The sequence below is a fragment of the Flavobacterium pectinovorum genome (assembly GCF_022802975.1).
GTDB classification, from domain to species: domain Bacteria; phylum Bacteroidota; class Bacteroidia; order Flavobacteriales; family Flavobacteriaceae; genus Flavobacterium; species Flavobacterium pectinovorum_B.
In genome coordinates, this window is the sequence record NZ_JAFEVZ010000007.1 from 90,895 (window position 1) to 117,268 (window position 26,374).

The window sequence follows — 26,374 nt, forward strand, 5'->3', positions numbered from 1 at the left end:
TTTTTTAAGAAAGAATAGCGTTTTTAGAAGGCGCTTTTTTAGATAATTGTGCAAAAATCTCATCCAGAGATACTTTTTCGAACTGAATTTCACGTAATTTCCAATTACTGCTAACACTTTGAGCTACAATTTTTTCAGCAACTTCCTGTGTTCCTTTAAAAGTAATTTGTACTTTTTTAGGAGAAAGATAAACTGCTGCTGTAACTTCTTCGATAGCAGTTAGTGCCTCGATTGTTGGCGGATTTTCGAAACTTGCAGTTAATTTATCGGCTTCGATATAATTATTAAAAGCATCGAGTGTATCCGAGAAAACCATGTGTCCGTTTTCAATCATTCGGATGTCCTGGCAGGTTGCCTGAACTTCAGAAAGAATGTGAGAGGAGAAAATCACGGCTTTATCCTTAGCAATTTTTTTAATTAAATTTCTAACCTCTAAAATCTGGTTGGGATCTAATCCGTTTGTTGGTTCATCTAAAACTACGAGTTTTGGTTCGTGAATAATGGCCTGAGCAATTCCCACACGTTGTCTGTATCCGCCGGATAGGTTTTTAATCAATCGGTGGCTGAAATGAGAAATCCCGCATTTTTCTTTGGCTTTTTCAACTGCATTATGTAAATCTTCTTTTTTAACATGACGCAATTCTGCACAGTGAATTAAATATTCATCTACTGTTAAATCAAGGTGAAGCGGTGGTGTTTGTGGTAAAAAACCAATTAGTTTTTTGGCTTCCACCGGATTTTCTTTCAGGTTAATTCCGTCAATAAATATATTTCCGTGAGTCTGGTTTAAAACGCCACAAAGGATGTTCATGGTAGTCGATTTTCCGGCCCCATTAGAGCCCAGAAGTCCCAGAATCCTGTTTTCTTTGATTTCAAAATTTATATTTTGTATTGCCCAATCCTTACTGTATTGATGCGACAAATCCTCAACTCTTACAATTGTTGTTTCCATAGTGTTTTTAAAATCTCAGGAATGTTCCAAAAAAAACATTCCTGAGTAAATTATTTTAATGATTTAGTTGTATCCTAAGTTTTGGCCTAAAAAAGGATTTGATCGTCTGGCACCGTCAGGAATCGGGTAAAGTTTATCCGTTGAAGTCCATATTTTTCCTGTAATTGACCCCAGAACTTCGTCGGCTTTTCCAGTTCTTTTAAGATCGAACCATCTGTGACCAAACTCTCCAAAAAGTTCGCGTTCTCTTTCTAAGGCAATTAAATCCAATAATTGATTAGGATCAGTTAAGGTAGTGTTTCCTAATAAAGCTCTGTTTCGAATTACATTAATATCCTCCTGAGCTCCCGTAATATCATTTAATTTCACCCTTGCTTCAGCTCTTATCAGATAAAGTTCAGCCAATCGTAGTACTGTAGATCGTTCGACAGGAGTAGCTACATAAGCATTTTTATATTTTCTTGGTGCTAAAAATGTAGTTCCGGTAACAGGATCTGTCCAATTCGTTTTTCTGGCATCGCCTGTTTCAAACAGGGTTGCACCTTTTCGAAGTATATATTTACCTCCTGCACCAAACAAACCAGCACCTTCATAGGCATAAGCCAAATTGAAATAAGGGATTTGCAAGATTGCTTCAGTATTATCAGCGATAAAAGGACTGTTATTAGCTGTTAAGCCAGTAATCATTTTATAGGTAGCCGTTTGGTTAATTACTGAACTGGCATGAGTTGCAGCCTCTGTCCATTTTCCTAAATAAAGATTTACTCTTGCTAATAATGCTTCTGCTGCCCATTTTGTTGCTCTTATACGCTGAGTCGAAGTGTAATTACTATAATTAACCGGCAAATCATTAGTAGCTTCTGTTAAATCAAGCACAATTTGATTGTAAATTTCAGTTTGGGTGTTGCGTGGTGCCAAAGCTGTTTTTTCAATATCTGTAATCAAAATTAAAGGAACATCTCCCCAAAGATTAGTCATGTAAAAATAACAATAAGCCCTTACAAATTTTGCTTCAGCAATCCAGCGTTTTGTTTTGTCTGCACTTAAAGTTGTGCTCGTATTTAAGCCTTCGATTGCTTTATTTGCATTATAAATGGTTTTATAAAAGTCTGTCCACATACTGCTAACAGAACCATCAGTTTCTATAATTTCGTTTGTGTTATAAACATCAGTAAGCTGACTTCTTAAAATAAGTTCATCTGAAGTCTCTCCGGGCATATAATGTATGGTATTAACAAAAGTTAAACCAGTTACCATACTTTGATAAATTCCGTTTACAGTCGCTTCTGCAGTAGCATCAGATAAATAAATGGTTTCTGCTTCAAGTTGACTAATAGGAATTTCAACTTCAAGCATTTCGTCACAGCCCGTTAATCCCATTAAAAGAAAAAACGAAAATATATACGTGTATTTTATAGAATTATTTTTCATGTTTTTAAATTTAAAATGTTAACTGAGTTCCAAGCGTTATGGTACGTAAAGGAGGTAAATTTAAACCTTGTGTCTCAGGATCAAATCCTCTGTATTTAGTAAAGGTTACTAAGTTTTGCCCTTGTAACGAAACACGAACATTCTGTATAACTTTTTTGGTCTTTTCATTCAAAGGAATGGTATAAGAGGCACTTACATTTTTTAATTTGATATAAGATGCATCTACAATAGTAGCTGTAGAAGCCAAGTAATTAGAGAAACTAGATTGAAAATTTGAACTTAAAACATTTCCCTGAGCTAAATAATCTCTGTATTCATCTACCTGATAATTAGCAAGTCCGTATGGGTATCCTGGCTGTATTCCAATAGATGACATTAAGCTTCTTCCTTGTTGTTTTACAAACTGAAACAGAAAATCAAGTGCAAAACCTTTGTATGAAATAGAATTTGAGATTCCTCCATAATATTCAGGATAAGCAGGCCCCTGATATTTTCTGTCTCCAACTCCGGTATCTGCAAATCCGCTGGAAATTCTTCCGTCACCATTAGCATCTTCAAATTGCGCAATACCTGCTGCATTTACACCTGTAAAATTTAATAAATAGTTACCGGTTAATGGTCGTCCAACTACATATTGGTTATAAGAGCTTGTTGAAGCTATTCCTGGAAACGAAAGTAATTTATTTTCATTTTTAGAAATATTAAAAGAGGTAGACCAGTTCAGGTTTTTATTATGGATATTAGTTGTGGTCAAAGTAAACTCTAAACCTTTATTTTCAACTTCTGCCCCTAAATTTGCCTGAAAAAAAGTGAATCCTGCCTGTGGACTAAGAGTAGTCGATACTAATTGATTAGATGACATGTTTCTGTAATAGGCAGCTGTAAAAGAAATTCTGTCCTGTAGAAAACCTAATTCTAATGCTGCTTCAAATTTATAGGTAACTTCCCATTGATAATTTGGATTCGCAATTCTGGCTGATGCCATAGCAGAATTACCAACACCATAAGTAGAAGTTAAATATGTAGACGCATAACCATAATCTGTAATGTCATCACTTCCAATTTTACCATAACTGGAGCGAATTTTACCAAAACTCAACCATGAATTATCTTTTAAGAAATTTTCTTCTGTAAATACCCATGCGGCACCTATAGAACCAAAATCGCCATAACGTTTGTTTTCTCCAAAACGAGAAGAACCATCTCTTCTAAAAGTTAAGTTCAGGATGTACTTATTTAGAATGTTATAGGTTGCCCTGCTAAAAAGAGAAATATATTTATACTCTGAAGAACCATTTGCAGAGGTGACATTTCCTGCCGAAGTGGTAATACCAACCAGATTATCAGAACTATATACTGATGTACTTAAATAAGTAGGCATTTCAGACTTTCTATGTTGCCATGATGCCCCCACTAAGGCAGTAAGATTACCTTTCCACAAAGGAGTAACATAATTTAATTGCGGATCAATCGAAAAATTATTAGTATTGTTTACAGCCAAACTATAAGATCTTGAAGCATTAAGCGAAATATTATTTCTTGTATAGTAAACATGGTTCATACCTGATGTAGGTAAAAATTGTTCAGATTGCATTTGTGCCCTACCGTATCCTAAATCTGTTTTAAGGGACAATCCTTTAGCCAGATCCAATTGAGCACTTACACTTGTAATTAAATTAGTTCCCTGATCTTCTACTCTTCTGTCTAAAGCGGCAATTGGGTTTACATCACTGGAATAGGTAGGTGACCAGTAATAAGATCCATCCGGGTTGTAAATTGTATGATTTGGTGCAGTATTGACCGCATAATTTGTAATATCATAAAAAGGGAGCTTATTTTTATCTGAAGAAAATATAACAGAAGCTCCTATCTTTAATTTTTTGTTTAAAGTATAATGATTGATATTAAAATTGGTTGAAAATTTATTATAACCAAAATCCCCAGGTAAAACTGTAGTTTCATTATGATAAGCAGCACTTAATAAAAAGTTAGTCGTATCATTTCCTCCTTTTAAACTTCCTGAAAAGTTATTAAACGTTGCATTTCCTCCTATTAATTTATCCTGCCAGTCCGTATAAGCATTTGGATCAAAATCAGTCAGTGCTATTCCGGTACTGAAATTACTAGGATTTGCATTTGCATTCGTTAAGGCTGTGCGCAGCATATTTAAATAAGTAGGTGTATCTAAAGTTTTTATTTTATGCGCTACATCTGATATACCCGAATTGGTATTGATCGTAAATTCTGTTTTTCCGGCTTCTCCTTTTTTAGTTGTAATAAGTACAACACCATTGGCACCTCTTGAACCATAAATAGCAGTAGCATCTGCATCCTTAAGAATTTCGATACTTTGAATATCATTAGGATTAAGAATGTTTAATGGACTTGATTTTTTTTGTGCTCCTCGTATTAAACGAGTATCTTGTACCTGCTCTTTAATATCATCTCCGATATAGGGAACACCATCGATTATATAAAGTGGCAGATTATCTCCAAAAATAGAATTTCGACCACGGATACTGATGTTCATATTACTTCCTGCATAACCTGATGTTTGAGATACAAATACACCTGGAGTCCTTCCCTGTAAACTTTGTAAAATATTAGTTATAGGCTGTTTTTCTATATCTTCAGCCGTAATTTTCACTACAGATCCCGTAGAAGTTCTTTTGGTTGTTGTACCATAACCAATAATTACAACCTCGTCAAGTTTGGCTAAATCAGGTTGCATTTTTATGGTAACTGTGGTTTGGTTTTCAACCGTGATGTCTTGTGTTTTATACCCTAAATAAGATATTCTAAGCAGATGTTTTCCTGATGGTAATTCGATAGAGAATTGACCATCAAAATCAGACACACCATGTTTATTACTACCTACTAATAAAATACTTACACCTGGTAACGGAAAACCATTTTCATCTAAAATTTTTCCGCTTAAATAATAATTAGCTTCTTTTTTATTATTCAAAGGAGTACTTTCTTTTTTATAAACAATAACGTTTTTATCTACTTGTTTAAAAACTAAATTACTGCCTTGAAATACTGAATTTAATAAGTCACTTACCGATCTTCTTCCGCTTGGCGTACTGATTTTAGGAAAATTATTAATCAGTTGCGGCTGGTAAGCAAACAGTAATCCCGTTTTATTTTCAATAGTTTTAAACAGGGTTTTAATATCCTGATTATGAAGCTCAATATCAACAGATATAGTTTCTAAACTCTGACCACTCATTTCATTTGCAAATACCATAGGAGTACCGCAGGTGAGTAAAAAAATGTGGAATAAACTGATTCGCATGATCATTAGTGTTTTTTTTGACAGTTGGAAAAAAGAAGATTTCTTTTCCCTGTCAAACATGGTTGTTTTACAGCGTAATTTCATAAATTTGCTTGTTTTTTAATGGTTACTGGAATTAATTGTTAAAAATATTGGCCATCTGGTGTAGGAGCTAGATGGCTTTTTTTGTTTAATCTTATAGTTTTGGTTTTTAAATGGTTATTATTTATTTTAAAATCATAATTTAATTATCTATTCACAGCCTTTGCCGTCCAATACAATCACTCCCTTACTGTAACTGTAGCTCGTTTCGGTAACACTGCAGATTACTTGTAGAACGTGATCCAGATCTTCTTCGTTTAAGAAACTGGCCGTTATTCTGCAATTTTTAATCTTTTCATTCGATAACAAAATTGTTACTTTATATTTTTGAGAAACCATAGCTATGGCTTCCTGCATATTAAGATTATCCAAAATCAGATAATTGTTTTTCCATTCGGTCACCACTTCGGCTTTGATTGCATTTTGCTCAAAAACCAAGGTATTTTTATTAACCTTTATCTGTTGATTTGGCGTAATCACTCCATAAATCTTTTCTGCATCTCCAACCTGAACTTTTCCTCTGGCTACTGTAACTTCAATATTTTTAGAAGCGTTTCTGGCATTAATATTAAAAGCGGTTCCTAAAACTTTGGTTTGTACTTTACCGGTATGTACTATAAAAGGCTTTGTTTCGTTTCTTTTAATATCAAAAAAAGCTTCTCCGGTAAGGGTTACTTCACGGGTTTTATCACCAAAAGAATCTTGTTTGTACTTCAGGGTACTATTATCATTTAAAAGCACTGTACTACCGTCTGGTAAACGAATCAACTGTTTACCGCTAAAATCTACCGAAGTATTTTCTGCAATTACAGGCTGCTCAATTACAGGAGTTGTAATTGAAGTTTTTGATTTAAAAAACAAACCGTTGCCAATAGCGATTAAGGCTATAATACTCGCTGCAGCAAAGATGACACGAAGCACTTTTTTTCGGTTTCTTTTTTCCGGTTCTAATCTGATTACTTCTCTGTTATTATTAGGTTCAGACAAAATACATCTTAAAATATAGGCACTTTCCTCATTACCCATAACTTCTGATCCGGTCTCTTCTTTAAGCATAATATGAATCTTTCCTTTTATGAAATCATCATATTTACCATTTCGAATAAGCTCCATCAGTTTTTGCTCTTCAGCTTCTGACAGGTTCCTTTTCAAATAATTTTCAAATAGTTCTTCAAATATTTTTTCTTGCATTCGATTTGAAATTAAATAAATTAATAATAGTCCGTAAATAGTAAACCTAAGGCTGTTTTATTTTTTTTTTAGATCCTGTTCATTTTTGGGCAAAGCCAATTAAATAAGTGATCTTTATTATAAAGACGATTGAAAAAAAGGAAGGGAGTAGTCTTAAGTAAAAAAAATGTAAAAAAAACGTAAAAAAATAATCTGAAGGGATTTTTTTGAAAGAAAAGCTTTAAAACTAAGCTTTAAAAAATAAAAGCATTGTCATGAACATATTCATGTAAGGAGCAATTCTATGACGCACAAATTTTAAGGCTTGTGCCATGTGTTTTTTAACAGTATCTGTCGAAATCCCTAAGTCTTCGCCAATTTTTTGATGACTTAAACCTTCCAGCTTAGCCATTTTATAAACTTTTTGCTGTTGAGGCGGGAGCTGTTCTACTATTTGATTTAAAATAACATTGTACTGATCATCTTTTATAGCGCTATCTGTGTCGCTTGAGGAAGTATTTTTGTAACTTACGTCTGATAACAAATTTGCATCCCTTGCCATTTTTTTTAGGGTATCAAAAATATGGTTTCGGGAAATAATAAAAAGATAATTTTCAAAATTGGCTATATCGGCTAAATTTTCGTGATTTTGCCAAATTTTCAAAAACACATCCTGAACCACTTCTTCGGCTAAAATTTTTGATTTTGTAATTTTTAAAGCCGTTGCATAAACGCCATTTTTATATTGATTGTACAAGCTGGTAAATGCCGATTCACTTCCCTGAGATAACTCATGAAGAAGTTTACTTTCGTTAAAATCAGAATTAAAAGCCATGTTCCAAAAAATATTTTTTCAATTCAGCAATATTATTTATTTTTTTTCAAAGGTGAGCACTTTATTCAAAATAACCTTTAAAAATACCATTTTAGCAGTTTAAGTGCATAATTTTATTATATCTTAAAAATAAACCATCTGGTTTTGCATTAGATTTAATGAGCTAATATCAGTTATTTATATTATTGTAGGTTAAGTCTTGTTTTAACCAAGAATAATTACATCATTAAATAAAAAGTAAAAGTTTTTTTGAAGAATATGTATAAAAACCATAGATTTGAATTTCCTTACAAATTGTTTTTTTCAAATGCTCTAAAATTCTTTCAGGCATTTTTTTATTAATCATTACGTTTAATTTTTACTCATGAAGAACAAATTTATCTTATTGTTTATTATTTGTAGCGAAATCGTTTTTTCGCAAACATTTAAAAAGCCTTTGGTTACTGCTATAACTCAAAAAGATCTTAAAACAGATATGTACCAAATGGCAGGAGATCATTTTAATGGTCGTGAAGCAGGAACTTTAGACGAACTTAAAGTTTCTATGTGGCTGGCAAATAAAGCAAAAGAAGCCGGAATGATGCCGGCAGGAGATGACGGAACATTTTTTCAGTTTTTTGATTTATACAGGCATCAGGTTACGTCTAATACAAAATTTAGAATTGGACAAAAAGAATATAAATTATGGAAAGATGTTTTGATTGCAGAAACTACAAATGCAAAAGTAGAAGCACCTTTGTTGTACCTGGGTACTGGAACAAATCAAGATCTTAAAACTGCCGACATCAAAGGTAAAGTTGTTGTTTTACTGGCATCTAAAGAAGGAATTGCAGATGACATTTCTCTTTTTGACAGACGTTATCCGGGGTTTGTAAAGCAAAAACATTATGAAAATTTAGTACAAAAAGGAGCTGTTGCGCTAATTATTGTAGCTGATGAATTAGGTGAACAAAGCTGGTCACACGTGGAACCTCAAATGACAAGAGGCGTTTACGGAATTGAAGGTTATAGAGATAAAATACCGGTTCCGTCAAGGATGCCTGTTTTTTGGGTTCATAACGATCAATTAGAGTTTTTAAAAAACACCAAAGATTACTTAAATGCCGAGGTAATTTCTGAAACTTATAAGTACCCTTCTGTAAATGTGGTGGGAAAAATTGAAGGTACAGATGCTAAATTAAAAAACGAATATGTTTTATTTAGCGGACATCAGGATCACGACGGAGTGCGACAAAAATACGGTCAGGATTCTATTTACAATGGAGCAGATGATAATGCAAGTACCTGTGTAGCTATGCTTGCCATTGCTAGAGCCTACAAAAAACAACCTGGAAAAAGAACTGCCTTGTTTGTCTTTCACGGTTCTGAAGAAAGAGGTTTATTGGGGTCAAACTGGTATGCATCACACCCTACTGTTCCTGAAAAAGATATCATTGCAGTTTTAAATGGCGATATGATTGGAAGAAATGACGTTAATCAGGCGGCTCTTTTAGGCTCTACAGCACCGCATCAAAATTCGGTCGATTTAGTTAATATTGCGTTGAAAGCCAATAATGAAGGACCAAAATTTGAATTGGACAAACTATGGGACAGACCTGAACATCCTGAATATTTTTTCTTCCGTTCAGATCATATTCCCTATGTAAACAAAGGGATACCTGCCGTTTTTTTTACAAGTGTTTTGCATCATCAATATCATACCCCAATGGATGAATCTGAAAATATAGATTTTGTAAAGCTTCATAAAATGACTGAATGGATTTATCGTACGGGATGGATCCTGTCAAATGAGTTACATCGTCCTAAAATTTTACCTAAGGAAAAAAAAGAAAACTAAACCAGCGTTTTTAACCAAACTAACCGGTATTTGGCATAACGGAATATCTTCTGTTTTCAAATTAAATATAAACCCGTTGGGTGAAATTGATTAAAAAGATTGATTTCACCCAACGGGTTAATTTTAAAAACATTTTATGATATCAAAGCCGTATTACATAAAGGTTGTGGGCATTACTTTTGAAATAAAGTCCTGATTACATATTTTGCTTGCGATATTCCATCGGCGTTACACCGTACTTTTTTTTGAAAGATTTATTGAAATATTTTATATCTGAAAAGCCTGTCATATAAGCAATCTCTTTTATTAAAAGCTGATTGGTTGTAATTAACTGGGCTGCGCGTTTTATTCGAATATCCCTTATAAATTCAACAGGAGAATATCCCGTAAGGCTTTTGATTTTGTAATAAAAAGTCGTTCGGTTGAGCCCAACAAACGAACCCAGATCTTCAACCGAAAAATCATTGTTGTCAATATTTTCTTCGATGACCTGAATCACCTTTAACATGATCTCTTCATCGTGGTCTGAGATTAAATGAGGTTTTGGATTAAACTCTTTAAATTCATTTTCTTTAATGGAACCAAAAATATCCTGAAGTCGTTTTCTCTGAGCAAGAAGATTTTCTATTCGGGCTTTTAAATAGGATACGCTAAAAGGTTTTGTAATATAATCATCAGCACCATAACTTAATCCTTCGAGCTGACTTTCAATAGTTGTTTTTGCGGTAAGAAGAATAACAGGAACGTGACTGGTTTCAATAGTAGTCCTGATTTTTTTCAGCAGTTCGATACCGTTCATTTCAGGCATCATGATATCGCTTATTATAAAATCCGGATTTTCATTTAGTATAGTCTGATAACCCGTTTTTCCGTTTTCTGCTTCTAAAACCTGATAATCGTTTTCAAGGATATTTGTTATAAATGTCCTTAATTTAACATCATCTTCTACAACTAAAACCTTAATTTTCCCGTGATTGCTTTTCGAAGATAAATCAGACGTTATTTCAGTGGTATCTGCTATCTCCGCATTATTTTCTTCCAGATTAAAAATAACATCTTCAGCAAAATGCTCTTTTCCAAGTTTCAGATATACAGAAAAAGTACTCCCTTTATCAGGTTCACTTTCTAAATTTAAAGAACCATTGTGTTTTTCAATAAGTTCCTTAACCAACGCTAAACCAATACCGGTACTTGGATTATTTCGTTTATCGTTAAAAGATACGAATCGGGTAAAAAGTTTACCAATTTTGTCCTGAGCTATTCCAATGCCTGAATCAATAATGTCGATGGCAATTTGTTTTTCATCTTTTGCAATACTGACTCTGACAGATTTTCCGTTCGGAGTATATTTAAAAGCATTAGACAACAGGTTCATTATTATTTTTTCCAGACCATTTTTATCAGCCCATATTTTGGTGTTTCCAACTGCTTCATAAAAGGAGAAATCTATATCCTGTTCTTTGGCTATTTCAATAAAATCATTAAAAATGGCTTTAACAAATTCTGCTATGTTTATTTCTGAAACTTCAAGATTAACGTCCTGAAATTTTCGTAAATCCAAAATCTGGTTCACCAGTCTTAATAATCGATTTGAACTTTGCGAAACATATAATAGTTGTTGTTTAATTGTTTCGGGCGTTCTGTTATCATTTATCAGATATTCGATCGGACCAGAAATTAAAGTTAAAGGTGTACGAATTTCGTGAGATATATCGATGAAAAACTTTTGTTTCATCTCAGACATTCGTTTCTCTACTTTTACGTTTGTTTTTAACCTGTAAATGGTAATCAATGTATAATTTATAAGAAACAGGATTGCCAGAATTAGAACTCCATAGAGAATATAAAAAAAAGCGGTATTCCAGATAGAGGGCTTTACTGTGACAGGAAGCTGTCTTTCATTGTTAACCCAAATTCCCTGACTGTTGGTTGATTTTATCTTAAAAATGTAATCTCCTTTTGGGACATTCGTATAGATAATGCTGTTCTGATTTTGAACATAATTCCAGTTTTCATCAAATCCTTCTAATTTATAAGCATATTTAATGTTGGCGGAATTCATGTAATCCAGTGCGGCAAATTCAATTTTAAAGAAGTTTTGATTGTGTTTTAAAATTAATTCACGGCTGTTGTCTATTGCAGTATCAAAAAGAGGCTTGTTGTTTGCCGGTTCTTTCTGATTCATAATTTTAAAATCTGTCAATGCCAGATACGGCGAGAAATTGTTAGACTTAATCTGATCCGGAAAAAAATGTAAAATGCCATTTGCATAACCAAAAAGCAATTCGTTATTACTGAGGCGGAACTTGGTTGCTTCTGAAAAATTATGCCCTTTTGTAATCAGTTTTATTTGAGGAAACACTTCAAAAACCTCACGCTCCGGGTTAAAACGTGTCAGGTTATAATCTGCAGCAACCCAGATTTCTCCATTCGCATCTTCCTGTAGTGATACAATATTATCTGAAGGCAGACCATTAAGCTGTTTGAAACTTTTAAAACTTACAGGAAAACCTACATTGTTTTTCCTGATTACCTTATCGATTCCGCCATCTGAGGTAGCGATAAATATTTCGTTTTTTTGGGTTATACAAAGATCAATTATATCGTTACCGCTAAGGCTTTTATCCGAATTAGATTCTATTTCATAATGGCTTATCTTATTAGGATTTTTGGAATTAAAAACAAGTAAACCATCTGTTGTACCTGCATAAATCAGGTTATTGGACTGGTTTATGCAACGGACTTTTTTAAAGCTTGCTTTGGGATACGATTTCCAGTCATTTTTATAATTAATAAATTTTGCTTTTTCATTTTTATCACGAACAAGATTTAATCCGTCAAGTGTACCCACCCAGATTTGATTTGTTTTATCCTGATAAATCGAATAAATATCATCATTGGACAAACTGTACGGATTTGATTGTTCATTTTTATAATGCGTTACATGATAAGTAAAAGGCTTTGTTTGCGGAGTGAATTTGTAAAGCCCGTCGCCTCTTGTGCCAATCCAGATATTTGAATCAACATCTTCTGTTATGCTGTAAACAGTTTTATTCCATGTCGAATTGTCTGCCAACATACCAGAAGCAGAAAGATGACCAATTTTATTTAAATTTTTATCCAGAATTACAAGCTGATTTCCTTTGGTACTAACCCAAATATTGCCATCTTTTTTCTGATATATACATCTTACTTCAGAATTAAGAAAAGGAAGTGTTTTAAAATTCGTATTGCTGAAAGTAATTTTAGTAAGCCCTGATGCCTGTGAGCTGTACCATAAATTTCCCTGTCGGTCGAAATAAGCACAATGAAAGTTTTTTACAGGTTCAGAAGAAGATTCGGTATTTAATGGCGTTATTTTTTGGGTAATGGGGTCAAATTTAGAAAATACGCCACCATTGGGCTGAACCCAGATCTCACCTTTATTGTTTGAAAAAACAAAGGCGTGTTCTGAGGTTGAAAGCTTTTTAATTCCTTGTAAATCAGAAAGAAAGTAATTTAATTTTTGTGTATTAAAATCAAATAAATAAATTCCTTTTTCATTATCCCTGACAAACCAGAACAAATGATTTTGTACTATTGAAATCGGAACCAGATCTGAAGTATTTAATTGAGGGTATGATTTTGAATCATAAATCTGAGTAGCGTGGGTATGAATATCAATCGTACAAAAGCCTTTTTGATCTGTTATGGCCAGTATCGTCTGGTCATTTAATTTTTCTAAGCGTGTAATATTGGCATTTAATTCTAATATGGTAGTTCTGAAGGTACGATCAGCTTTGGAATATTTTACTATTCTGCCATTAGAAGCACCAAACCAGATTTCATCCTCTACTTCAATAGCGGAATAAAATGATTTTACAGCACCTTTTTTGTTTGAAAAATAATGAATGGGCTTATCCAGTTTATCTTTTTTGATGAGTGTTATTCCGTTGTCAGTCAGTAACCATGAATTTCCCTGACGATCTTCATATACATTACGAACATTAGCAGCAGGCAGGTTATGAGAATTTCTATTGTACACTTTCGTGTTAAATGCAGCATCTTTTACAAGGATGCATCCTGAAGTTTCTGAGATGAGCCATACATATCCTGATTTTTGGGAAATTATTTTGGTCAGCGGAAAATCCTGAACCGAAGGATTTTTGATAAGGGAAGTACTCCAGAAAGACTCTGTTTCCGGATTAAAACAATAAGCATTTGACTGTGCCGAGTTAGACCTGATCCAGATTCTTCCGTATTTGTCTTCAACAATTCGGTCGATCCGGTTCTTTTTCATAAAAACCTTCTCAGACGATTTTGATTTATAATTTTTAAAAGTGTATCCGTCATATTTACTTATGCCATTGTAAGTTGCCAGCCAAATAAAGCCTTTTTTGTCTTGTAATATCTGGTTTATTACGTTGTGAGGAAGACCTTCCTCAACCAAATAATTTTTGACAGCATAATTTTGCTGCCCTATAATACTTAATGAAAATAGAAGTGCTAAAAAAGAAAATAAATATTTACAGGTCTGTTTCATTAATTTATAAATTCAAACATGATCGATGTTAGCCATCTAAACTCAAAATTAAAAACGCCGATCCGGATCTTTTGCTTATTCGTAAAAGTATTCAATCGGCGTTCTCATACAAATCATTTTAACAGATTGAGCAAAAGCTGCTGCCCTACAATGTTAGCTTTGTTTTTTGCTGACACGTTAAATGTTTTCATAGAGGCATTTTCGCCATCGCCTTCTGCTTTTTTAAGGACTTCATTTTCTTTTATACAGCTAAAAATATCCAGCGCACAGAAAATGATTTTTCCGCGTCCGTGAGGCATAACAGTTAAGGCAGAATACACTTCCTGCTTATGATCGGAAACACAACCCACGATAGTTTCTCCGTTAAACATCCGGAGCCCGATTCTGTTTTTATTATAAGTTGCAAAACACTGGTATTCCCAGTTGAACACGCAGGACTGTGGCAAACCGTCGAACCATTTGGTTTCTTTTACAAAGTAATTTCCTCCGTACCATGATGTTCCCAATGTCTTGAATCCTCTGTAATCAGCTGCTTCTTTTTTGGCAAAATAGGCAGACCAGATGTCTATATCATTAACAATAACAATAGTGTTTCCGTTATTTACCCATTCTAATAGGTCTGTTACCAAAGGATTTCCAGTTTGTTGTGGCTTGAAACCACCAATCACCAGGCAATTCCCGGATGGGTTTCCGCTTTTATAATTTTTGAAACTAATTTTTTCTGAATCGAAATACTTTCCAACAATTCCTGTAGTATCGGCAACCATTATGTTAGAGGCAATTTTTTCTTTGTTCAGTTTTACGGCAAATAATTCATCGCTTCCAATGGCTATTACCGCATTGTCTTTTGAAACCAATTCGGCGGTAATCTTCGTATAACCTTCTGTTTCGGGTGCGAAAGTATTTTTAGCCGATAATAACTCGCCATAGGTAGTACCTCCCGTTACGGTTACCGGAATTGTTTTGGTCCAGACTGTTTCTTTTTTGTTATTTGTTGCTTTAACCTTCAGGTCAAATGATCCTTTGATGTCTTTTTCGTTTACAATAAAAAAGTCGACAACCGTAGTATCTTTTACAGATAAAACTTTGTTGGTTAGTTTTACCGCTACATACAAAGGTTTGTTGTAACGGGCGATTAAATCTGCATCTCCTTTTAAATTTCGGTAATTATCTACAATACCCGAATGGTTTTCCAGTTTCATGCTTTCCCATCCATTTACCGCATAACCGTCAATTGTATTATTGATTCGGACATTCTCAATTGTACGTCCCTGATAGTAAAACGATACATTCCCCATTTGTCTGGTCAGACTGTCTACATTTGGAAAAGACTTCTGGAAATCATTTTTCTTCAGGAAATTATCATAAGCATCGTACCATTTTAAATAATCGTCACTTTCCCAGCCAATATTTTTACCTCTTTTCAGGATTTCATCTCTAATCAGCTGTAATCGTGGCGGTGTACCAATGGCTCCTTCTTCTCCGTAATACACAATTTCCTCTTTATTATCTGTAAACTTTGCATACTTTTTAGGATTACTATATAAGTTATCATGATAAACTCCGGGACCTCCGGCGTGATGCTGGTCAAACCAGCCGAAATTGTAAAACTGATTGCTATAAGGTAACAAGTGCAATTTAAAACGCGGATCTATTCCTGTTTTTATCGGGCCATTACTGGAATTATATGTCATAATTCTGGTTGGATCCAGTTTGTGACCTGCCAGCATCTGTAAGCTGTCTTTTTTTTGAGGCTCTGCTCCTCTTTCGTTATGCATATTATAAATTACAAGCGAAGGATGGCTTCTGTCCCGCTTTATCATTCGGAAGAATTTTTCGTCGCGGCCAGCAAAATAAAAATCAGATTGTTTTTTTTCTAAGTCGTTTTTCGGATTGAACTGATTGGCCGGAAATTGATTTCCTCCCGGTTCCTGATAGTATAGCAGCCCCATTTCGTCGGCATAATCTAAAACGTTTGTCTGCCCGATAGTTCTGTGAAAATTAAGCATATTCAAACCTACAGCTTTAGCATCGATAATTTGTTTTTTTGCCAGTTCGTCGCTTGGCGCAATTCCGTTTATGGGCCAGAAACCCCATGAAATTGCCGTTCTTACAACAATACGCTTGTTATTTAGATAAAACTGTTTGTCTCCCTCAATTTCTTTGACTTCAAACCAGCGAAAACCGAATTTTTTCTCTGCAATGTCTTTTACTTCTTTGTCGTTTTTAAGCGTCGCTTTTAATACATATAAATTAGGATTATCAACATCCCAAAGGTTTGCGTTATCCAGCTTTATAGTATAAGATTGTGACGGATTATCTCCTTTTACAGCCTCAATCGGAAAGCTTTTTTCCCAAACTGATTTACCGGATTTTCTTTCGCTTACTTGTAATACAACATTTCCTTTAAAAATAGCAAAAGTATTATTAGTCAATGAAATTTCGGCATCGATTTCATTCAAAGCCGGCTTATTTTTTATAAAAATATCATTCACAAAAACATTATCTGTGGCTACAATACTCACTTTTCCTGTAATACCTCCAAATCCGTGAGTAGGATTGGTGCGATAGTCTCCCCACATATAATTAGAACTGTCTCTCCAGTCGAAATTTCCGTTTGGATCGGTAATTCTAACCGCTATAGAATTCGATTTTCCTATTGCTACATAATCCGTAATATCAACATCAAAAGGAGTTCCGTTGATTAAATCATAACCTGCCAGTTTTTCGTTTACAAAAACCTCAGCCCTGAAACGCACGCTTTCAAAATGCAAAACAATTCGCTTCCCTTTCATTGATGACGGCACTTTGACCTGAGTTGTAAACCATGAAATTCCAAGATAATTTCCTGAAACTCCAAAAGGATTGTTATTCCATCCCCAATGAAACTCTTCAACCGTTGCCGGAAGATGTACCGTTTTGCTTTCTCCTTTTTGAAGTGCCTGCCAGCCGCCGGTTGGAATATTAACTGGTAGTTTTTTGACATCAACCGGCGGAGTAAATAATACATCATTTTGCCATTGGGCAATTGGATCCAACCAAAGTTTCCAGTCATTATTGGATATATCCTGAACGATTCGCTGTTTCTGGGCGAATGAATTTGTGACACTTAAAGCGATAATAAAAATTGCCGCTTTAACTTTAAAACCTTTAGAATACTTTCTCATAAAAATTCAATCAATCTTTCGTTTTTTAATGAAAATTATTTCGCCTTAAAAATATACGTTTTCCCCTTTACTGTATTAAAATCATACAATTTGGTGTCCGGAGACTTATATCCTTTTAATGACACTTTTTCAGCAATTAAAGGCTCTTTTATCGTTTCAACCTGATAAAAAGGATTTGCATTTTCTCCTTTGGCATCAGCTAACGCAACTTCTCCATTCAACACAACATCAGATGCAATTCGAAGCCTGCAATTTCCGCCCAAGGCAGATTTTACAGTTAATTGCCTTACTTTTCCGTTTTCCCATTCCATACTCACTTCAAAACCTCCTCTTGCTTTCAAACCGCTAACTTTTCCGTTTTTAAAATCATCCGGCAAGGCAGGAAGAAGATAAATAGCGCCATCATAACTTTGCAGTAACATCTCAGTGATTCCGGCTGTACATCCAAAATTACCATCAATCTGAAACGGCGGATGCGCATCTAAAAGATTAGGGTAAGTTCCTCCCGACTGTCCTTTACTTTCTAACGGTGCGGGACTTAACTGATCTTTTATCAATTTGAAAGCCCTGTTTCCGTCTAATAATCGTGCCCACCAGTTTACTTTCCAGCCCATAGACCAGCCTGTTGAAACATCGCCTCTTGATATTAAGGTGTTTTTTGCCGCTTCAATAAGCTGAGGCGTTCTAAATGGTGAAATCTGACCAGATGGAAACAATCCGTACAAATGAGAGATATGCCTGTGATGATCGTCGGGTTTATCCAGGTCGTGAAGCCATTCCTGCAATTGGTTGTGCTGACCTATCTGCATTGGAGGCAGTCTTTTTAAAGCAACCGCAACCGAATCGGCAAGGGGTTTATCACTTTCTAAAATTTTGGAAGCATTTATTATATTATTAAAAGTATCAAAAACCAACTGGTTGTCCATCGTTGTTCCTGCAGAAACCCCTACACTACTCTCGTATGTGTTTTCAGGAGACATTGACGGTGCTACCACCAACCATTTATGCTCCGGTTCTTCCTGAAGTACATCCAGATAAAATTGTGCGGCACCTTTTAAGACCGGATAATATTCTTTTAAAAATTCACGGTCGCCAGTATAAAGATAATGCTGCCATAAATGCTGGGTAAGCCACGCTCCTCCCATTGGCCAAAGCCCGTAAAATCCGCCATCGACAACTCCGGTCATGCGCCATAAATCGGTATTATGATGCATGTTCCAGCCCCGCGCATGATACATCTCTGAAGCGCTTTCTTTTCCTGTTACAGCTAAATCCTTCAGCATGCTGAATAAAGGCTGGTGCATTTCGCTCAGATTGGTGATTTCGGCAGGCCAGTAATTCATTTCAGTATTGATGTTTACCGTGTATTTACTGTCCCATGCCGGATTTAATTTATGATTCCAGATTCCCTGAAGATTCGCTGGCTGATTACCGGGCTGTGAACTCGAAATCAGTAAATACCTTCCGAATTGGTAATAAAGTCCCACCAATTGCGGATCATACGAAGTCGCAAATTCTTTAACTCTAATATCTGTCGTTTTATTAGACTGAGGCGAATCCCCTAAATACAAAGAAACCCTGTTGAAATATTTTTGATAAGCTGTCACATGATTCTTAAAAGATTCTGCATAACTTTTTTTGGAAGCCTTTGCCAAAACAGCAGTACTTTTTTCAGATGGATCTGCCGACAGATCTTTATAATTTTTAAAATTGGTTGCTATTGCTATGCGAATGATAACCTCATCAGCATCTTTGATGGTGAGCTTATCAGCTGCAGCAGTTAATTTTCCTCCTTTTAAAATACAGGCAGCCTGTCCCACAAATTTTACTTTGCCTGTTTTGTTGTCAGCACTTCCGGTTGTTCCTTCAAAAAAAAGGTTGTTATCCTGAGTCCTGAAATTACTCAATAGCTGAGGACTAGTTGCTGACAGGGAAAAACTGATGCTTTTTTTCTTATCGGAAGTCAGTTTCACTATAATTACATCATCTGAAAAAGAGGTTAGAATTTCTCTTTTAAAGGTTGTTCCGTTTACTTTATAACTTACTGATGAAACTGCTTTTTCTATATCTAAATCCCTCCTGTAATCAGAATAGTTTTCATGTCCCGGAAATTCAATCCAAAGGCTCCCAACCGTTTGGTAAGGCATTCCGTAGTTTAAATCTTTTGGAGCCTGTCTCGGAAATGCTTTGTTTGCTAAATTTTGAGCTTCTTTATTTTTCCCTTCAAAAAGCAATTTTCTAATTTCTTGAATGTCCGGATAAACATTTTTAGGTACATTATTTCCCGGTTCACCTGCCCAGACTGTTTCTTCATTTAACTGAAGCTCTTCTTTTTGAGGATTTCCAAAAACCATAGCCCCCAAACGGCCATTTCCAAGCGGTAAAGCCTCGTTCCAGTTTGATGCCGGCTTGTCATACTGTAATTTTAATTTTTGCTGGGCATTGACATTATAAACACTTATACTTAATAATAAACAGCTTGTAATAATTCTGATTTGATTCATTTTTTATTTAATTATAAAGTCGGCTATCCTGTTAATATTTACAAAACAGGAGTCCAGTCTTTAAATATTACTTTAAGTGTATAATCTTTTTTGTATTCGTCCTCAGTTAATAAATGAGACCAGCTTACACGGGAAGTAGTATTTGCACCGATACCATTTGACAAATATTCACCGTAAAAAGTAGTTTTTTCAGCTTCAGGTTTACTCCAGTTATGCCATCCTTCGGCTTTTATGTGTGTTCCCATTTCGCATTTTATAAATACCGTTTTGGCAAAATTTCGCCATGGTCTTCCCAAATAATAGGAATTATTTGGTGCATTGGTTGTCAATTTACAGTTAAAAAACACAAAACCATACGGATTCGTTTCCAGAGTACTGGCTGCCGTCAGGTAAGAGCCTCCTCTTTTTGCAAAAATTTCACAATGATCAAAAATCGCTGTTGATGCCCCAAAAATAAAATCGGTAGTTCCTTCTATGTAACAGTTTTTATAATATTGCCTGCTTGTTGTATCCCGAGGATATAAGGTATCCTGAAAGCCTAAAAATTTACAATTATCAAAGATTATTTTATCTCCGTCAACTCTTACAGCTACAGCTTGCCCAACAGGATCGGATGAATTTTCGAAAGTAATATTTCTGGCTTTAAAATTATTTCCTGTAACAATAAAACTGGCAGATCCGGAAGTTCCTATATCCTTTCCTTCACTGTTTTTCTTTGATGCATAATCATCATAAGTAAGAATGACATTTTCTTTGCTTTCTCCTGTCAGAGTGATATGATTTTTATCTTTTGGTACTTCTAACTTTTCCTTGTAAGTACCGTTTTTGATAAAAATTTTAGTCTCTGTTTTTTTAAAAGAAGCAACGGAGTTTACTGCTTCCTGAACGGTTTTAAAATCGGCTTTTCCATCAGCAGAGACCACAATATCGTATAATTTGACTTCTTTTTTTGATGTTTCTTTCAGAACATTACCCGACGAAAAATTCATAAAAAAGACAGAGGCCATTACAAAACTTAAAATCATTCTTTTATTCTATTTATTATTAAATACTATTTTCCAGATGAATCTTTTTCAATAAAAATCAAGGGCTGAATTTATCTGCTATTAATTGATATTTCAACCCTTGATGTAAACAAAAACTACAATTAACTATAAACTATTCTATAAACCATGTTTCGTTTTCCAATTGGTGTACTCTGAACCTATTAACCCATTAGGCCAGTTACCATACCATGAATAGCCTACTCTTCTTTCGTTTTCTATTTCTGCTAATGTTTTCTTTGGGATTCCATCGCGTCCACAGAATAATGGAAGGTTATTTTCTAAATCGTAAAACCTTGCCCACAATATGCTTCCCGGCGAAGAATAAACCACAACATCCTCACCTGATGATTGCGAAGGATCACTGATTTTTTTTGTTGCAATATCTAAAAGTTTCGCTCCGTTAAACCAATCAACTGCATCTTTTACGGCTTGTTTAACTGCAGCTGATGGCTGTTCCACAAGCATTAAAACACGTACAATCCCTACTGATTCCGAACCGCTGAAAGTAGGCAATTCGTATGCTCTCGCTAATGCCGGTTTTAAAGTCACTTCATCGTGTTGTGCGCACCAAACAGTCTTTTTTCCTTTATAAGTAATCTGTGTTTGTAATATGATATCGATTCCTTTGTTAAATGAAGTTACCGCCTTGTCTTTGTATATTGGATTTACAACATCCAAATTATTTTTACCTTTAATGATATCCCACATTACATTCATTACATTAGCAATCGCACCATCATTATAGGTTATTTGATGTCTGTAGCCACTTTTATCGGGATAATATTGTGGCCAGCCTCCATTAGCGTATTGTGCCAAAAAAAGCCAGTCAATCGCTTTTTCTGCTGCCAATAAATAATTAGGATTTTGAGTCGTTTTGTAATCAGCCAATAACCATCGTAATTCGGTTACCACATGTCCGTTATCAATCGTAGTATCGGTATTATTTTTTGAAGCCAGAGCTGTAGCTTTTTGCTGCGTAGTCTGTTCAGTATTATACAAATTTAAGTCGGCAACCGCTTTTCCCCACCCGCCGTTATTTCTCTGCCATAATAATATGCTTTCTGATCTTACTTTTGTGGCATAAACTGTAGTTACCCCAGAAATAGTTATCTGAAGCTGTGCGCTTTTTCCGCTTCCATCAGTAGTTGCAGCTGTTACCGTTATTGTCCCATTAAGTTTAGGCGTTAGTAATCCTTCTGGGCTAATAGTGGCTGTAGCCTCGCTTGAAACAGACCAGCTTAATGTTTTATTAGTTGCATTTGCCGGTGCAATTTGAGTTGTTAATTGCAATGGCTGACCATTTGTAATTGTAGCTGCTGTTATAGCTATACTTTGTACAAACACCGCTGGTTCTGTTATCCCGGAAACAGTATAATTTTTTTCGGCAGTAGTTCCCGATCCATCTTTTGCTGTAGCCGTAACTGTTACATTCCCGTTTTTTATTCCGGTTAAAAGGCCTTTTTCAGTAATTACAGCAATGGCAGGATCTGAGACCTTCCATGTCAGCTCTTTATTCTGGGCCTCATTAGGAAGTACAGTTGCTACTAGCTGTTTAGGCATCGCCGTTAGTGAATTGTCTCCATTAATAACAATTGTTTTTACATGAACCTGTTTTTCAACATCACTTGAAGAACAAGAAAACAAAACAAACAAACCAATTAAAATTATCGCATTTTTCATAAATTATTATTTAATTATAAATCCTCTTTAAAATATTTAATCTTTTATATGACCATCCGTCATTCGTCTTATCACTATTTTATTACCACTAAAACCTAACTAAAACATTGTATAACCTAACTATTGTTTTCACTAATTAGTGGTTAATATAAGATTAAGTTTCTTAACGGACAGCCATAAAGATATTATTTTATATTATCTAAAACCAACGAGGATCACCAGATACTCCTGTTCCTGCAAAACCAATGCCCGGTTTGATATGGAAATCTCCATTTGCAGGATCAACAAAAAAGTCTGTTATAGGCAACGGAACATCTGTAATACCTGTTAAAAGCCTTGTTCCGTTAATTATATCCTTTGTTTTGTAGTTACTTGTATATGAGATACTAATATTACTGTATGTTCCGCTGGTACTGTTAAGTGCCATTCCGCCATTAGGTCCGGCAATGATGCAATTCTGAACAGAAACCTGTACAGGATTATTATTGTCAAAATTCCAAAGATGCCCCATTCCTTTAGTGATGTTTACACAAGTAATGTTCCTAAAGTTGATACTTGTCTTCACCCTCACATCAGCAAAACGGGTACTAATTTCCGTAAGGGTGCAATTTGAAACATTAATTGAATTTACAGTACCTCCTGCCCCTACATTCAATACTCCATAATCTCCGGTTTGCGAAATGAAACAATTATTTACATTTATATTATTCACAACACTCGCTCCACTAACTCTAACGATAGAATTTATCTGTGAAACATTACATCCTTCTATCTGTACATCATGCACGGTTTTGGTTCCGAGATCAATAAAGAAACTACCTGAAGAAGTGGTTCTCAAATTTTGTACTACAATATCGTTAACTTTAGTCTGAACCCTGATTCTGGCATTACTTAAACTTGACAATATACCGTTTTCATTTGCAGAACCAACAAAAGCAATATTATTTACCCCCGTTGGAATCGTAATATCCCCGCCAATTGTATAAGCAGTCCCTGCAGCAAATTCTACTGTGATATCTGTAGCTCCGCCAGCAACAAGACCTTGTAAAGCTGTCCCAATACTGCCTGCAGTGTCCGTAAGCAACACATTGTAAATGGTACTATTAGCCAGACCTGTTGTTTTGACATTTAGGATTCCGCGAACATTCGTACCGTTAAAAATTTTGGCTATATAATTTGTTCCATTTGTCAGATTGTCAAATGTTATCTTGCCTGAATTTTTCTGCAAGTCAGTCAAAACAATATCTTTAACTAACACTGAAGCCTCGTTATACAAACTTATATTAGTAACCTTAGGTACTACAGGCAGTATATTCCAATTTAAGTTTACACTCGCAGAAGTAGCAGTAAATCCTTTAAAAAGCTGTTCTGCAGGAGTTAAAAAATAGACTTGATTGTATTTAGATTCCTTACCTGTTGTTTCATCGATACTTTTCATTCTTACAGAATAACCTGTTGTACCCTCAAGTTCATCAAATAGCTGGCGGTATTCTATTTTAGCCTGATCAGAAGAGTTTGCAAAGGGTAACAAATTACTGGCGGAAAGTTCCACTGTTTTTACAATTTCCTTAAACTCCAAATTATCCTTACTAAACTCGAAAACATATTTTGTAGCCGAAATTGATTTTGTAAACTTTATTTCAACAGATGTTGATGCAATTGCTGAAGTTTCAAAAATAATAGACTTAAAAAGCCTGTCATGACTTGAATCTACATCCCAGTCATTGTAATCTTTTTCACAACTGAACAGGGTTACAATGAGGAGCAAAACCTTAAAAATTAATAATTTATTTTTCATTATAATTAAAATTAAATTAATGTCGTTACTTAAAAACCGTATGAGTTATTTATTTTGCCTTTAGACTCAAAAATATCCTCGTAATAAATACAGAAAAAGTGCCTGTAATTACAGCTGTTATTGCCTTTAGAAAACTGAGCCAGATTACTTTGAATTTCAGCACCATTAGTCATCGTACTTAAAAAACCTGAATAGTCATAGCTGCTGTTCAATCCTGTACCGGCCAATAAAACCTTCACCGGCCAGTCTATATAATTTTTATTGGTTCCGGTTGCAGGTTTCTCTGCATTTTTAGGAAACCAGCTTACACTTTTATATTCTGCTCCGGGACTCGAAGAAAGCTCTGTATAATAATTAAGTGAAGTCTTGTCTATGTATTCAGTATCCTTTAGTTTGTAATATACTGTTTTAGGAAAATCCGTTGGTGCGTATGTTTTATCAAAAATCTTTACTGTTTGTTTATTATCAAGCATCAAACACAATGTTTTTTTCATCGTCTCCATTCTGTCCGATAATAAGCCCCAACGCACCAAATCCTGTTTGCGGATCCCTTCGCAGCCAAATTCCCAGGCACGTTCGTTAACAATTGCTTCAAAGAAATCAGGATCATAAGCCTGAATTTTAGACGATCCGGTTCCAAAAGCTCTTTCACGAACTTTTTCTAATGCCTGTCTGGCAGACATTCCAGCGGTTGTATTTACAGCATCTGCACCATTTAATGCATTTTCTGCTTCGGCAAACATCAAATATATATCCGAATAGCGCATCAAAATCCAGTTAACACCAGTCGCAATACGTGAATTAGCCGTTTTGTGCAAGGATAAATAAGAGCTCGACATCCAGTAAATTCTCCATTTTGCAAAATTTACACTCAACGGATCATTTTTAACACCTTCAACATTATCTTTTGTATAATTCAGCCAGCTTAGCGTCACATCACGACGTTTATCTTCCGGCGTAAAAGAATAGAAATAGTATGCCTGAGAACCTACATAAGTACCTCCAAAACCTCTGCTGCCATATTTACTGTTACTCGCCACTTCGTATCCCATTAAAGAACCGATGTCTCCATTATTTCCGAGACCAAACGCTACTTCAAACAAATTTTCGTTGTTTACATTTTGCTGTAAACCACAAACCGATTTCCATATATTTTCATATTGAGGATCTAAACGGTGAGGATTTGCTGCATTTCCAAGCATTTCGGCAGTTTGTTGAGCAGCTATTTGATAATAGTCTCTCCAGTTTTTAACTCTTCCCACATAGTAATTGCCTGTTTCAGGAATTGAAGGATGATGCTCCAAATCTTTCCCCGGAAACGCATTCCCATCTCGCAAAGACCAGCCTCCTGCAAAAAGTGCCACTCTTGCCAAAAGCCCTTTTGCAAAACCTTTTGTGATACGTTCTACACTTGAATACTCCGCATCTGTTTTTAGCCACGGCAAATAACCTTGTGCTTCTTCCAAGTCTTTAATCAGACTTGCGTAAATAAGATCCCTGTCTACTTTTCCAATATAAACATTAGACAAATCAGACTTAGAAGTTCCTTCTTTATACGGAACATCTCCCCAGTTACGAACCAGCTCAAAATAAGCCAATGATCGCATCACTAATGCCTCACCTAATAAAGGTTTCATTTTAGCAGCCTGAGTTTCAAGAATAGGAGAATTTCTGATACCATCCACAGAAGATGAAGCTAATTCAGCCAATTGAAACAGCCCCTGCCATTTTGTGGTCTGGTTATAAGGATCATCATAAAAATTTCCTGCTCCCTGATCGCTGGTTGTAGAATTATAAGCTGTGGAAGTAAAACCCTGATTGGTTTCAATATCCGAAAAACCCTGCCAGTTAACTGATAATTTCTGACCGTAGATATAACTGTCCGTCATTTTTCCATATACACCCATCACAGCCGCTTTTGCCATAGAAGGGGTTTTAAAAACGGTCTCAGAACTCAGCTTCGAAGGTGAAGTTGTGTCTAAAAAATCCTTATCACAAGAAATACAAACCAATAAAAAAATAAGGCTAAAATAGTATAATCGTTTTTTCATGT

At 35.1% G+C, this 26,374-nt stretch carries 13 protein-coding genes; 1 reads left to right on the plus strand and 12 read right to left on the minus strand.

The window, feature by feature from the left end; genetic code table 11:
• Positions 1–4: 4 nt before the first annotated feature.
• The 5 genes from FLV_RS11845 to FLV_RS11865 form a co-directional block, all read right to left on the minus strand.
• Positions 5–952, minus strand: a complete 948-nt coding sequence (locus FLV_RS11845; protein WP_243234055.1) for an ABC transporter ATP-binding protein — start codon at positions 950–952, stop codon at positions 5–7.
• Between the two features lie 63 nt (positions 953–1,015).
• Positions 1,016–2,383, minus strand: coding sequence for a RagB/SusD family nutrient uptake outer membrane protein (locus tag FLV_RS11850; RefSeq protein ID WP_243234056.1), 1,368 nt, complete (start codon positions 2,381–2,383; stop codon positions 1,016–1,018).
• A gap of 10 nt (positions 2,384–2,393) precedes the next feature.
• A complete protein-coding gene (locus tag FLV_RS11855) occupies positions 2,394–5,765 on the minus strand; it encodes a TonB-dependent receptor (RefSeq protein WP_243234057.1) in 3,372 nt (1,123 codons plus the stop codon).
• Positions 5,766–5,912: 147 nt separating this feature from the next.
• Positions 5,913–6,953 carry a FecR family protein gene (locus tag FLV_RS11860; protein WP_243234058.1) on the minus strand — a complete coding sequence of 347 codons (1,041 nt, stop codon included), beginning with the start codon at positions 6,951–6,953 and terminating at the stop codon, positions 5,913–5,915.
• 226 nt (positions 6,954–7,179) lie between these two features.
• Entirely contained in the window at positions 7,180–7,767 is a 588-nt protein-coding gene (locus FLV_RS11865; protein ID WP_243234059.1) for an RNA polymerase sigma factor, read from the minus strand.
• A gap of 364 nt (positions 7,768–8,131) precedes the next feature.
• Here FLV_RS11865 and FLV_RS11870 point away from each other — a divergent pair, with 364 nt between their 5' ends.
• Entirely contained in the window at positions 8,132–9,604 is a 1,473-nt protein-coding gene (locus tag FLV_RS11870; RefSeq protein WP_243234060.1) for a M28 family peptidase, read from the plus strand.
• 196 nt (positions 9,605–9,800) lie between these two features.
• Here the strand turns inward: FLV_RS11870 and FLV_RS11875 are convergent, their stop codons facing one another.
• From FLV_RS11875 to FLV_RS11905, 7 genes are all read right to left on the minus strand, one after another.
• Entirely contained in the window at positions 9,801–14,126 is a 4,326-nt protein-coding gene (locus FLV_RS11875; protein WP_243234061.1) for a hybrid sensor histidine kinase/response regulator transcription factor, read from the minus strand.
• A gap of 113 nt (positions 14,127–14,239) precedes the next feature.
• On the minus strand, positions 14,240–17,293 hold the full coding sequence (locus FLV_RS11880) for a glycoside hydrolase family 2 protein (protein WP_243234062.1): 3,054 nt from the start codon (positions 17,291–17,293) through the stop codon (positions 14,240–14,242).
• 35 nt (positions 17,294–17,328) lie between these two features.
• Positions 17,329–19,797 carry a glycosyl hydrolase family 95 catalytic domain-containing protein gene (locus tag FLV_RS11885; protein WP_243234063.1) on the minus strand — a complete coding sequence of 823 codons (2,469 nt, stop codon included), beginning with the start codon at positions 19,795–19,797 and terminating at the stop codon, positions 17,329–17,331.
• A 38-nt stretch (positions 19,798–19,835) separates the two neighbouring features.
• Positions 19,836–20,822 carry a pectinesterase family protein gene (locus FLV_RS11890; protein WP_243234064.1) on the minus strand — a complete coding sequence of 329 codons (987 nt, stop codon included), beginning with the start codon at positions 20,820–20,822 and terminating at the stop codon, positions 19,836–19,838.
• A gap of 138 nt (positions 20,823–20,960) precedes the next feature.
• Positions 20,961–22,523, minus strand: a complete 1,563-nt coding sequence (gene pelA / locus FLV_RS11895) for a pectate lyase (protein WP_243234065.1) — start codon at positions 22,521–22,523, stop codon at positions 20,961–20,963.
• 199 nt (positions 22,524–22,722) lie between these two features.
• On the minus strand, positions 22,723–24,321 hold the full coding sequence (locus FLV_RS11900; RefSeq protein ID WP_243234066.1) for a DUF5123 domain-containing protein: 1,599 nt from the start codon (positions 24,319–24,321) through the stop codon (positions 22,723–22,725).
• A 29-nt stretch (positions 24,322–24,350) separates the two neighbouring features.
• The gene (locus FLV_RS11905) at positions 24,351–26,372 is read right to left on the minus strand and encodes a RagB/SusD family nutrient uptake outer membrane protein (protein ID WP_243234067.1); all 2,022 of its coding nucleotides are present in this window, start codon (positions 26,370–26,372) and stop codon (positions 24,351–24,353) included.
• Positions 26,373–26,374: the final 2 nt, after the last annotated feature.